The 10621-nt window shown below is 73.8% G+C and carries 12 protein-coding genes; 2 read left to right on the forward strand and 10 right to left on the reverse strand.

Annotated elements, in window-relative coordinates; genetic code table 11:
• Window positions 1–72 precede the first annotated feature (72 nt).
• The 8 genes from KSNIM_RS39500 to KSNIM_RS32435 all read right to left on the reverse strand — a co-directional run bounded on the left by KSNIM_RS39500 (window position 73) and on the right by KSNIM_RS32435 (window position 6946).
• A complete protein-coding gene (locus KSNIM_RS39500) occupies window positions 73–174 on the reverse strand; it encodes a DUF6893 family small protein (RefSeq protein WP_411543807.1) in 102 nt (33 codons plus the stop codon).
• Complete coding sequence (locus KSNIM_RS32405) at window positions 159–737, reverse strand: hydrogenase maturation protease (RefSeq protein ID WP_263106710.1); 579 nt, start codon at window positions 735–737, stop codon at window positions 159–161. The genes KSNIM_RS39500 and KSNIM_RS32405 overlap by 16 nt, the downstream gene beginning before the upstream one ends.
• Window positions 734–2161, reverse strand: coding sequence for a hypothetical protein (locus KSNIM_RS32410; protein WP_263106712.1), 1428 nt, complete (start codon window positions 2159–2161; stop codon window positions 734–736). The genes KSNIM_RS32405 and KSNIM_RS32410 overlap by 4 nt, the downstream gene beginning before the upstream one ends.
• Entirely contained in the window at window positions 2158–2844 is a 687-nt protein-coding gene (locus tag KSNIM_RS32415) for a DUF6084 family protein (RefSeq protein WP_263106713.1), read from the reverse strand. The genes KSNIM_RS32410 and KSNIM_RS32415 overlap by 4 nt, the downstream gene beginning before the upstream one ends.
• On the reverse strand, window positions 2841–3491 hold the full coding sequence (locus KSNIM_RS32420) for a DUF5947 family protein (RefSeq protein WP_263106714.1): 651 nt from the start codon (window positions 3489–3491) through the stop codon (window positions 2841–2843). The genes KSNIM_RS32415 and KSNIM_RS32420 overlap by 4 nt, the downstream gene beginning before the upstream one ends.
• Entirely contained in the window at window positions 3488–4003 is a 516-nt protein-coding gene (locus KSNIM_RS32425) for a hypothetical protein (RefSeq protein ID WP_263106715.1), read from the reverse strand. The genes KSNIM_RS32420 and KSNIM_RS32425 overlap by 4 nt, the downstream gene beginning before the upstream one ends.
• Window positions 4003–5778 (reverse strand): nickel-dependent hydrogenase large subunit, encoded by a 1776-nt coding sequence (locus KSNIM_RS32430; protein WP_263106716.1) that lies wholly within the window; start codon window positions 5776–5778, stop codon window positions 4003–4005. The genes KSNIM_RS32425 and KSNIM_RS32430 overlap by 1 nt, the downstream gene beginning before the upstream one ends.
• 82 nt (window positions 5779–5860) lie before the next feature.
• Window positions 5861–6946 (reverse strand): hydrogenase expression protein HypE, encoded by a 1086-nt coding sequence (locus KSNIM_RS32435; protein ID WP_263106718.1) that lies wholly within the window; start codon window positions 6944–6946, stop codon window positions 5861–5863.
• A 234-nt stretch (window positions 6947–7180) separates the two neighbouring features.
• On the opposite strand from KSNIM_RS32435, the gene KSNIM_RS32440 reads away from it, so the two are divergent.
• Entirely contained in the window at window positions 7181–7768 is a 588-nt protein-coding gene (locus tag KSNIM_RS32440; RefSeq protein ID WP_263106719.1) for a helix-turn-helix domain-containing protein, read from the forward strand.
• Between the two features lie 47 nt (window positions 7769–7815).
• On the forward strand, window positions 7816–9219 hold the full coding sequence (locus KSNIM_RS32445) for an NAD(P)/FAD-dependent oxidoreductase (protein WP_263106720.1): 1404 nt from the start codon (window positions 7816–7818) through the stop codon (window positions 9217–9219).
• 64 nt (window positions 9220–9283) lie between these two features.
• On the opposite strand, the gene KSNIM_RS32450 is transcribed toward KSNIM_RS32445, so the two are convergent.
• Window positions 9284–10288 carry a GNAT family N-acetyltransferase gene (locus tag KSNIM_RS32450; RefSeq protein ID WP_263106722.1) on the reverse strand — a complete coding sequence of 335 codons (1005 nt, stop codon included), beginning with the start codon at window positions 10286–10288 and terminating at the stop codon, window positions 9284–9286.
• A 43-nt stretch (window positions 10289–10331) separates the two neighbouring features.
• Window positions 10332–10535, reverse strand: coding sequence for a hypothetical protein (locus tag KSNIM_RS32455; protein WP_263106723.1), 204 nt, complete (start codon window positions 10533–10535; stop codon window positions 10332–10334).
• Window positions 10536–10621 lie beyond the last annotated feature (86 nt).

Consider the following 10621-nt stretch of genomic DNA (forward strand, 5'->3'; position numbering starts at 1 on the left):
GGCCCCGGGACGCGGGGTGCGCCGCGCCGTGGGCGCGGCGCCCGCTACGCCATTCGCAGCACTGCCGCGCGGTCACATCTGCCGGATCTTCAGGTACCGCTTGATGTCCGGCAGGCTCTGGACGAAGACGGCCGCGGCGGCGGCGCTGACGAGGACGATCAGGAACTTGCGCATGAGGGTGCCTCTCTGTCGGTGGTAGCGCTTCGGTCGGACGGCGGGACGGCGCCCGGATCGGCGGGTCCGCCGCCGAGCAGCCGGAGGATCACGGCGACGGCCTCGTCGACGGCCGCGGCGACCGGGGCGCTGAGCCCCATGCCCTCCTCGACCGTCTCCGGCTCGCAGCCGACCACGAACACCTGCCGGGGCGGGCTTCCGCCGGTGCCGGCGGCGAGCGTGGCGAGCAGCGACAGCACCGCGTCCGGGCCCATCCGGTGGCCGTCCAGCGCGGGCGCCTGCGGCTCGATCGCCCCGGGCGCGGGCGCCTCCAGCAGGTACACCGTGCCGGGCGCGCCGCCGCGCTCGGTGGCGTCCACCAGGACGAGCGTGTCGTAGCCGTCGAGCAGCCGGTAGGCGAGGTGCACGCCGCGCACCCCGATGTCGGCCGCCTCGACGCCCTCGGGCAGCCGGTGCCCGGTCAGCCGGCGGACGGCCTCGACGCCGAAGCCGTCGTCGCCGAGGAAGACGTTGCCGACGCCGGCGACCAGGACCCGGGTCGCCGCCCCGCTGCCGTCCGTCACTTCTCCTCCAGCGGGGCGGGTTCCCCCAACGGGTCGAGCTCCTCCGCGGGGGCGAGCTCGTCGGGCTGGAAGTAGAGGAAGCGGCCCTGGGCGCGCCACAGGTCGGCGCCCGGGTCGCCGTCGACGGTGACCGCGACGTGCACCGCCCCGTCGACGTCCTGCAGGACGGCCTCCACCAGGGCGGTGCGGCCCTGCAGGAAGAGGTCCTGGGCGTCGGTGCGGCGCCGGCCGGGCCGGAGCACCACCCGGTCGCCCGCGCCGACGGCCCGGCCGTCGATGACCACCCGGTCGGTGGCCGGGTCGACCCCGGGGTCGCCGCCCGGGTCCCACCACGGGGTGTCCGGCCGGACCCCGGGGACGGCGGCCCCGGCGGGCGGCCCCGCGGTCACCTCGCGCAGCGCCCGGACGGCGCCGTGCAGACGCTCCATCACCTCCGGCGGCAGCGAGTCGGCCAGGTCGACGGCGGCGCCGGCCCGGGCGTCCGTGCCGCGCGCCTCGCGCTTCTCCCGGTCGGTCAGCGCGGAGGTGCGCAGGGCGAGGATCTCGTCGATCTCGGTGCCGTCGTACAGCGCACCGGGGCTCTCCGGGGCCACCTGCGGGTGGTCCTCCAGGATGATCGGGGAGGAGAGCACCACGTCGGCGCGGCCGTCGTCGCCGGCGAGCACCGGCCAGGTGCGCAGGTTCCGGCACTCGGCGACGGCGTCCTTCGCCCACTCGGGCGGGTCGGTCATCGAGACGAACGAGCCGCTGTCCAGCCCGAGCAGCAGGTGCGCGGAGACCAGCGAGTGCGGCAGCGCCTCCTCGCGGCCGTCCCCCGGTCCGGCCGTCCACGCGGTGGTGTTCTCCACGACGGCGCGCAGCCGGTAGGCGGCGTACGGGCCGGGCAGCGGCTGCAGCCTGACCCGCAGCACGCCGTCGACCTGGGCGCAGCGGCGGACGGTGCGGCCGACGGTGCGCTCGCCGTCGCGGACGGCCTCGATCTCTGTGCGGGCCGGGCAGTGGACGGGCGCCAGCACCTCGCCGGCGAGCAGCTCGTCGACGGTGGCCGACAGCTCCACGCGCTCCTCGGCGCCCTCGTCCCAGGGGGTGAGCACCCGGTCGGTGAGTTCCAGCGCCTCGGTGTCCTCGTGGCCGCCGTCCTCGCGCAGCCGTTGCACGGTGCGGCGTTGGACGCGCAGGAAGCGCAGTTCGGCCGTCAGGGTGGCGCCGCGGCGCGGCTCCACGAGCAGTTCGGTGTGCTGGTCCGGGTGCTCGCCGGCGCCTTCTCCGAAGCCGGGCGGCACCAGCACGCCGAACTGCCAGCGCAGCCGGTTCTTGGCGGAGGACGCCCGGTACGGGTAGAGCACGTAGCCCTCGAACAGCACGGCGTCGGCGATCTGCCGGGCACCGGCGAACCGCTCGGCGGCGGGGCGGACGGTGGTCATCGCACCCCCTCCCGGGCCCGGGTGGGCTCGTGCGCGGGTTCCCGAGCGGGGGCCGGCCCGTCGGCGGCCGCCAGCAGGGCCCGTACGGTGGCCTCCCAGGAGGGCAGGCCGTGCCGGGAGCGGTAGGCGAGCAGCTCGTCCATGGCGTCCTTGGGCAGCCGCAGCCAGCCGCAGCCGGGGAAGTGCTGCTCCATCATCTCCCGCCAGACCCGCACCGGGAGCTTCACCCGGGTCTCCTTGTGCCAGGGCACGGGCTGGACGCCGAAGCCGTCCTCGCCGGTGAAGACCGTGCCGGAGAACAGCATCAGCAGCGGCACGTCGCCGTCCTCGAGCGAGGCGAGGTAGCGGGTCGCGGCGATGTCGAGGTCGTAGGTGCACGGCACCGGCAGCTCCACGTCGGTGCTGCCGGTGAAGCCGGGCACCAGCAGCGGCACCTGGGCGAACTGGACGGGGTTGAGGCTGGTGCCCCAGCGGGACCGCTCGCCGAACAGGTCGCCGAGCCGCTCGGCCTCGCCGTCGTCGTAGCCGCGCCGGGCGGGCTCGATGCGCAGCTGGCAGCGGAGCGCCAGGGCGTGCACCCGGGCGCCGCCGGAGCCGATCCGCAGCCGGAAGAGCAGGGTCGGCCCGGCGGCGTACCGGTCGCCCTGCACCCCGGTGCAGTCGAAGGTCAGGTCACAGGTCACGGGGTGTCCTCGGTCAGGGGCCGGGCGAGGCCGGCGAGGCGGTCGAAGAAGCCCTCCAGCTCGGCGCGGGCGGTCGGACCGCCGTCGAAACCCTGCCAGTGCAGCCGCATCCGCCCGACCAGCTCGTAGCAGGCGTCGACCGGCACGAGGTGGCAGGTCGTCACGCCGCCCGAGCGGCGCAGCAGCAGTGCCTCGACGTCCGGTTCCAGCAGGGCCGCGAGCCGGGTGCGGTCGAGCACCGCCTGCCAGGTGCTCGGGTCGAGCTCGCTCTCGGCGGGGCCGGCCGGGCTGGGGTAGAGCGCGACCAGCCGGTCCAGCGCGGAGTTGCGGAGGAAGAAGACGGTGGAGACCGGGATCTGCAGCGCCTCCCAGTCCGCGTCGTCCACGCCGTGCGCCGGGTCGACGAGGTAGCGGCGGGGCACGCCGCGGTAGCGGCCGCCGGCCGCCCCCGGGGTGTCGAAGAGCATGGCGCAGGCCGGGCAGGCGCAGGCCAGCGCCCGCTGTGCGGTGTCCGCCAGGTGCCGGTGGTCGGGCGCCAGGGCGGTGCCGCAGAAGGTGCAGCGCTCCGGGCGGGGCGCCGCGGGTGCGCGCAGCCTGCGCAGCACCGCGGCGCCCGCGCCCGGGGCGTCGGTCGGGGACGTGGTCATCCGGCGTCCGCCCCCACCGTCGGCCGTCGGCCGATCTGCAGCAGCGCTGGCTGCGGCGGCGCCTTCTCCAGCCGGATGTCCGTCACCTCGGGCGCGTAGCAGGCGAATGCGGTCTCCAGGTCCCGCCGCAGCGCGTCCTCGCCGCCGCAGCCGCAGCCGCCGGGGGCGGTGCGCAGCCGCACCGACCCGGCCTCCGCCGAGTAGCCGATCAGCTCGGCCGGGCGGCCCGGCAGTGAGCCGAGCGCCCGCCTGATCCGCTGCTGGACGGTCTCCGGGTGGAGTTCGTGCAGCACCAGCAGCCCGGAGACGACCTGGTCGTCGAGCAGGACGGCGGGCAGCGGGGCCGTCCCCTCCGCGCCGAGCAGGGCGACGATCCGCGCGAGGCCCTCGCCGTAGAACGCCATCAGCTCGCGGACGAGGTCCTCGGCCGCGGCGACGGCCGACTCGTCCGCCTCGCCGGCCAGGCGGTCCAGGACCTCCTGGACCCGCCGGCCGGCCGCCTCCGCGGTCATCAGGCCAGTCCGCTCAGGCCGGTGGGGACGTGCATCTTCTGCACCGTGCGGCCGTCGCCGACGTACATGTGGACGCCGCAGGGCAGGCACGGGTCGAAGCTGCGCACGGCCCGCATGATGTCGATGCCCTTGAAGTTCTCCGGGGAGTTCTCCTCGAAGATCGGCGTGTTCTGCACCGCGTCCTCGTACGGGCCGGGGGTGCCGTAGCTGTCGCGGACGCTGGCGTTCCACGGGGTCGGCGGGTACGGGTGGTAGTTCGCGATCTTGCCGTCGCGGATCACCATGTGGTGCGAGAGGACGCCGCGGACGGCCTCGGTGAAGCCGCAGCCGATCGACTCGTCCGGCACCTCGAACTTCTCCCAGGTCTGGGTGCGCCCGGCGCGGACCTCCTCCAGTGCCTTCTCGGCGAAGTGCAGTGCGCAGGCGGCGGCGTAGGCCTGGAAGTAGGTGCGGGCGCGGTTGCGCTCCAGGGCGTTGGACCACTGCGGGATCTTCCACTCGAAGGTGGTCTCCGGCTTGGTCATGGTCTTCGGCAGGTTGATGACCACGCTGTGGCCGGTGGCCTTGACGTAGCCGATGTCGACCAGGCCGGACAGCGCGGTGGACCACAGGCGGGCGATCGGGCCGCCGCCGGTGTCCAGGGCGAGGTGGTCCTTGCCGTCGAACCAGCGCGGCGACATCACCCAGCTGTACTTGTCGTCGAAGTTCCGCTTCTGCGGCTGGGGGATGGTGTGCTGGTTCCACGGGTGCCGCGGGTCGACGGGGTTGCCGAGCGGGTCGTGGGTGACGAAGAGCTCCTGCCCCTCCCAGTCCTGGTAGTAGGAGCTGCCGAGCAGGATCCGGATGCCCAGGTTGATCTGGGTGAGGTCGTTGGTGACGAGCTTCCCGTCGACGACCACGCCCGGGGTGACGAACATCCGCCGGCCCCAGTCCGTCATGTTGCGGTATGTGAAGTCGCAGTGGTCGGGGTCGTTGAGGCTGCCCCAGCAGCCGAGCAGGATGCGGCGGCGGCCGACCTCCTCGTAGCCGGGCATGGCCTCGTAGAAGAAGTCGAAGAGGTCGTCGTGGAGCGGCACGACCTTCTTCATGAACTCCACGTAGCGGGTCAGCCGGCTGAGGTAGTCGGTGAACAGCTGCACGCTGGCGACCGTGCCGACGCCGCCCGGGTAGAGCGTGGAGGGGTGCACGTGGCGGCCCTCCATCAGGCAGAACATCTCCCGGGTGTAGCGGCTGACCTGCAGCGCCTCGCGGTAGAACTCGCCCTCGATGGGGTTGAGCGAGCGCATGATGTCGGCGATGGTCTTGTAGCCGTGCTCGGCGGCGTGCGGGGCCTCGGTGCGCTCGGCGCGCTCCAGCACGCCCGGGTTGGTCTCGCGGACCATCTTCTCGCAGTAGTCGACCCCGACCAGGTTCTCCTGGAAGATGTTGTGGTCGAACATGTACTCGGCGGCCTCGCCGAGGTTGATGATCCACTCGCCCAGGTGCGGGGGCTTCACCCCGTACGCCATGTTCTGGGTGTAGACCGAACAGGTGGCGTGGTTGTCGCCGCAGATGCCGCAGATCCGGCTGGTGATGAAGTGTGCGTCGCGCGGGTCCTTGCCGCGCATGAAGACGCTGTAGCCGCGGAAGACCGACGAGGTGCTGTAGCACTCCGCGACCTTCTTCTGCTTGAAATCGATCTTCGTGTGGATGCCCAGGCTGCCCACGATCCGGGTGATCGGGTCCCAGGACATCTCCATCAGGCCGTCGCCGGTCGGCTTCGCTGTCGTCGCCATCGGGAGTGTGTGCCCTTCGTCGTTGCGTCGGGGTGACAGGGGCGGACGCCGCGCGCCCACGGCGCGCGGCGTCCGGGGTCGGTCACCAGGGGGTGCGGTAACCGGTGGTCAGCTTGCGGCCGGTGCGCCGCCACTTGGGCTCCTTGTCCACCGTCTTCGCGGTGATGGAGCGCAGGCTGCGGATCACGGCCCCGTAGGCCTCGCTGGCGGTGGCGGAGACCCGGGCACCCGGGGGCTCGTCCATGAAGGGCATGAACTTGTCCGGGAAGCCGGGCATGGTGCAGGCGATGCAGACGCCGCCCACGTTCGGGCAGCCGCCGACACCGTTGATCCAGCCGCGCTTGGGCACGTTGCACTTCACGACCGGGCCCCAGCAGCCGAGTTTGACCAGGCACTCCGGCTCGCCGTACGCCTCCGCGAACTGACCCTGCTCGTAGTAGCCGCCGCGGTCGCAGCCCTCGTGGACGGTCGCGCCGAACAGCCAGGTCGGCCGCAGCTTGTCGTCCAGCGGGATCATCGGCGCCGCGCCGGTCAGCTGGTAGAGCAGGTAGGTCAGCGTCTCGGAGAAGTTGTCCGGCTGGATCGGACAGCCCGGTACGCAGACGACCGGCAGGCCGGCCTTGGACGTCCAGTCCCAGCCCAGGTAGTCGGGCACGCCCATGGCGCCGGTCGGGTTGCCCGCCATGGCGTGGATACCGCCGTACGTGGCACAGGTGCCGATCGCGACCACGGCCGTGGCCTTGGGCGCCAGCCGGTCGAGCCACTCGCTGGTGGTGATCGGCTGGCCGGTCGCCGGGTCGTCGCCGAAGCCGCACCAGTAGCCCTCGGACTTGATGGACTCGTTCGGGATCGAGCCCTCCACGACCAGCACGAACGGCTCGAGTTCGCCGCGTTCGGCCTTGAAGAACCACTCGACGAAGTTGTCCGCGCCCTGCACCGGGCCGCACTCGAAGTCGATCAGCGGCCAGTGCACCGCGACCTCGGGCAGGCCCGGCAGCGCACCGGTGACGATCTCCTCGATGCTCGGCTGCATCGCGGCGGTCAGGGACACCGAGTCGCCGTCGCAGCTCAGACCGGCGTTGATCCAGAGGATGTGCACCGGCGGCTGTTTGCCTGCCGGCGGCGTGCCCCGGCCGGCGGCCTGGGCGTCGGTAGCCGTAGCACCCATGTGGATGCCTCCTAGAAACGGGGATGAGACCGGACAAAACGGACTCAACGCTCTTCATAGCAGCGTCCGCACTCCACCGCCCGGGCGAACGGCCGACGGGGTCGCTCGAACGGGCTCAGCCCGTAGTGGGCGCCGGGCCCTTGTGCCGCTGTACCGACCGGCATACGGTGTGTTCCGCTCGACCGAACAGAGCGTTTGATGACGTATCGGACCCGCTCACGAACCGGGGACCCCATGACCGACCGGACGACCGGCACCGCCGCTGATGCCGACGCCCGCGCCCTCGGCGCCCGCATCCGCGGCTACCGGGAGGCCCGCGCCCTGTCGCTGCGCGGCCTCGGCGAGGCGGCCGGCGCCAGCCCCGGCTTCCTCAGCCAGGTCGAGCGCGGCCTCGCCGGCGCCAGCATCGGCATGCTCCGCAGGATCGCCGACGCGCTCGGCCTCACCATGGCCGACCTCTTCGACCACTCCGTCCCCGCCGGGCCCCGGGTCGTCCGCCGCGAGCGCCGCCCCGCCCTGCCCACCGCGCCCGGCACCCGCAAGTACCTCGTCTCCCAGCGGCCGCTCGCCCATCTGGAGGTGTACGCGGGGGAGTTCGACCCCGGCACCTCCACCGGCGAGGAGGCCTACACGCACGGCGACTCCCAGGAGATCCTGCTCGTCCTCGCCGGCACCGTGACCGTCGAGCTCGACGGCCACCCGTACACCCTCGACGCCGGCGACAGCCTCGACTACCGCACCGCCACCCCGCACCGGGTGGCCAACCGCTCCGACGCGCCCGCCGAAGTGCTCTGGATCGTCAGCCCGCCGACCCCGGACTGACGGCGCCCCACCCCGAACCCCCGCCGGAACGACCCCAGGCAGTGACCATGAGCCCCACGACGCCCGCCGGCCCCGCCCGCACCAACGGCAACGTCTCCCACTGGTACGCCGCGGACGGCCTGCCCGCCCCGCGGCCCGCCCTCGACGGCGACCTGGACGTCGACGTCGCCCTCGTCGGCGGCGGCTACACCGCCCTGTGGACGGCCTACTACCTCAAGCAGGCCGAGCCCGCGCTGCGCATCGCCGTGCTGGAGAAGGAGTTCGCCGGCTTCGGCGCCTCCGGCCGCAACGGCGGCTGGCTCACCGCCGCCCTGCCCGGACAGTTCCGCCGCTATGCCGCCGCACACGGCCGGCCCGCCGCCGTCGCCATGCAGCGGGCCATGTTCGCCACGGTCGACGAGGTGGTCGCGGTCGCAGCGAAGGAGGGCATCGAGGCGGACATCCGCAAGGACGGCGAACTGCACGTGGCCGTCGGCGACGCCCAGGAACAGCGGATGCTCGCCCACCTGCCAGAACTGCGCCAGGAGGGCTGGGGAGAGGAGGACATGGTCCGGCTCGGCCCCGCAGAACTCGCCGACCGCGTCAAGGTCGCCGGCGCCCGCGGCGCACTGTGGACCCCGCACTGCGCCCGGATCCACCCGGCCAGACTGGTCCGCGGCCTCGCCGCCGTCGTGGAGGGACTCGGCGTGACCGTGCACGAGGGCACCGAGGTGCTCGACATCCGGCCCGGCGCGGCCGTCTGCCGCCGGGGGACCGTCCGCGCCCGGCACGTCCTGCGCGCCACCGAGGGCTTCACCGCGGGGCTGCGCGGCCAGCGCCGCACCTGGGTCCCGATGAACAGCAGCATGATCGTCACCGCCCCGCTCGGCCGGGCGGTCTGGGACGAGATCGGCTGGCAGGGTGCCGAGGTGCTCGGCGACGGCGCGCACGCCTACTGCTACGCCCAGCGCACCGCCGACGACCGGATCGCGATCGGCGGCCGTGGCGTGCCGTACCGCTTCGGCTCGCACGTCGACAGCCGCGGCGAGACGCACGCCTCGACGCAGCGCCAGCTCGCCGAACTGCTGGGCCGGTTGTTCCCGGCGGCGGCCGGTGCGCCGATCGAGCACGCCTGGTCGGGTGTGCTCGGCGTGCCCCGCGACTGGTGCGCCACCGTCCAGTACGACCCGGCGACCGGGCTCGGCGCGGCCGGCGGCTACGTCGGCCACGGCGTCGCCACCGCCAACCTCGCCGGCCGCACCCTGCGCGACCTCGTCCTCGGGCGGGACACCGAGCTCACCCGGCTGCCCTGGGTCGGCCGGAAGGTCCGCGGCTGGGAGCCCGAACCGCTGCGCTGGCTCGGCATCCGCGGCCTGTACGTCGCCTACCGCGCCGCCGACCGCCGGGAGTCCGGCGGCCTCGGCCGGACCTCGCTGATCGCCCGCGCCGCGGACCTGCTCAGCGGTCGCTGAGCAGGTCCCGCGCGGCAGGTCGGCGCAGAGCAGGTCGGCGCAGAGCAGGTCGGCACAGGGCGCGTCAGTCGGCGACGGGGGACCAGATCGGCTTCAACTGGGCGATCCAGCTGTCCTTGACGGTGAATCCGACATGCTCGTACAGGCCGAGCGCGCCCGTCGGCGAGTCGGCGTCGACGCCGAGCGAGGCGGTGGCGAAGCCGGTCTCGCGGGCCTCCGCCATGGCGCGCACCAGCAGGGCCGAGGCGATGCCGCGCTTGCGGCCGGCCCGGCGGGTGCCGACCAGCGAGACGTACAGGTCGCGCCGGCCGGTCGCCTCGGTGTGCGCGTCGTACTCCTCGCCGAGGACGATGCCGAGGGCCTCGCCGCCGGCGGCCGCGTCCTCCTCGACGTCGTAGGCGACGAAGCTCAGGCCGGGGCGGAACGCCGGACCGGTCGTCATGTGCGCCCAGCCCTCCTCGCTGGACTCCGTCGAGCCCCAGTGGTCGCGGAAGGCCTCGTTGCGGACCAGCCGGGCGTCCTCGGAGCGCTCGGCGGTGAAACCGCGCACCTCGATCCCGTCCGGGGCCGGGAGGTCCGGCAGGGGCGCGAGCAGGTCCCGCGTCATGCCGTGGAACCAGCGGGCGGCCGTGTAGCCGTGCGCCGCGTACAGCTCGGACGCCGGGGTGTTCCGCGCCAGGCTGGAGCTGTAGAGGGTCAGCGGCCGGTCCGGGTAGCGCTCGAGGTGCAGCGGCAGCGCCGCCTGCTCGGCCCAGGCCAGCAGGGCGGCCCCGACGCCGCGCCCGCGGTACGCCGGGTGGACACCGCCCAGGTAGTACATTTCGTGCACCGGGTCGGCCTCGGTGCGCGACGTCAGATAGCCGTAGCCGATCATCGTCGGGCCGTCGTAGAAGGCGATCGAGCCCCGGGCGAAGTCGCAGTACGGGTCGGCGAGGTACTCCCGGAGGTCGTCCGGGCCGTGGTGCTCGTCCTCCCGGTCCTCCGCCTCGACGGCGGCCAGCAGCTCCAGCCAGGCCTCGAACTGCTCGGCCCCGATCGGCCGCCGGTCGAAAGGTACGTCAGTGCCCATACCGCGGGATTCTGGCCGTCCCCCCCGGGGCCTGGCAAAGGATTTAAAGGCCCTGCCGGGTCGCCGGCCCGCCGCCGTTCGGTCCCGCCGTGCCCGGGCGGGCCGCCAGCTCGTACAGCGCGTCCGTGGTCTCCGGATGCTGGATCTCGTCGAGGAGGTGGTCCTGCTCCGGATTGCCCGAGTAGCGGATCGTGGCGACCCGCTCGCTCGCCGCGTCCGCGGCGTCCCTGGGCTGCAGTGCGCTCACCACGGCCTCCTTCCGGTGCCGTCCGGGGTGTCCACGCCTCCAGTCTAGGGTCGCGCGCCCGTCGGGCGGCTCGGCCGGCGTGCCCC

Source organism: Kitasatospora sp. DSM 101779 (genome assembly GCF_025655475.1).
Taxonomy (GTDB): Bacteria; Actinomycetota; Actinomycetes; order Streptomycetales; family Streptomycetaceae; genus Kitasatospora.

Excerpts from the sequence above, each read along its gene's own strand:
- KSNIM_RS39500 (WP_411543807.1), bottom strand. The coding sequence starts at position 174 with ATGCGCAAGTTCCTGATCGTCCTCGTCAGCGCCGCCGCCGCGGCCGTC.
- KSNIM_RS32410 (WP_263106712.1), bottom strand. The coding sequence starts at position 2,161 with ATGACCACCGTCCGCCCCGCCGCCGAGCGGTTCGCCGGTGCCCGGCAG.
- KSNIM_RS32420 (WP_263106714.1), bottom strand. The coding sequence starts at position 3,491 with ATGACCACGTCCCCGACCGACGCCCCGGGCGCGGGCGCCGCGGTGCTG.
- KSNIM_RS32425 (WP_263106715.1), bottom strand. The coding sequence starts at position 4,003 with ATGACCGCGGAGGCGGCCGGCCGGCGGGTCCAGGAGGTCCTGGACCGC.
- KSNIM_RS32430 (WP_263106716.1), bottom strand. The coding sequence starts at position 5,778 with ATGGCGACGACAGCGAAGCCGACCGGCGACGGCCTGATGGAGATGTCC.
- KSNIM_RS32435 (WP_263106718.1), bottom strand. The coding sequence starts at position 6,946 with ATGGGTGCTACGGCTACCGACGCCCAGGCCGCCGGCCGGGGCACGCCG.
- KSNIM_RS32440 (WP_263106719.1), top strand. The coding sequence starts at position 7,181 with ATGACCGACCGGACGACCGGCACCGCCGCTGATGCCGACGCCCGCGCC.
- KSNIM_RS32445 (WP_263106720.1), top strand. The coding sequence starts at position 7,816 with ATGAGCCCCACGACGCCCGCCGGCCCCGCCCGCACCAACGGCAACGTC.
- KSNIM_RS32450 (WP_263106722.1), bottom strand. The coding sequence starts at position 10,288 with ATGGGCACTGACGTACCTTTCGACCGGCGGCCGATCGGGGCCGAGCAG.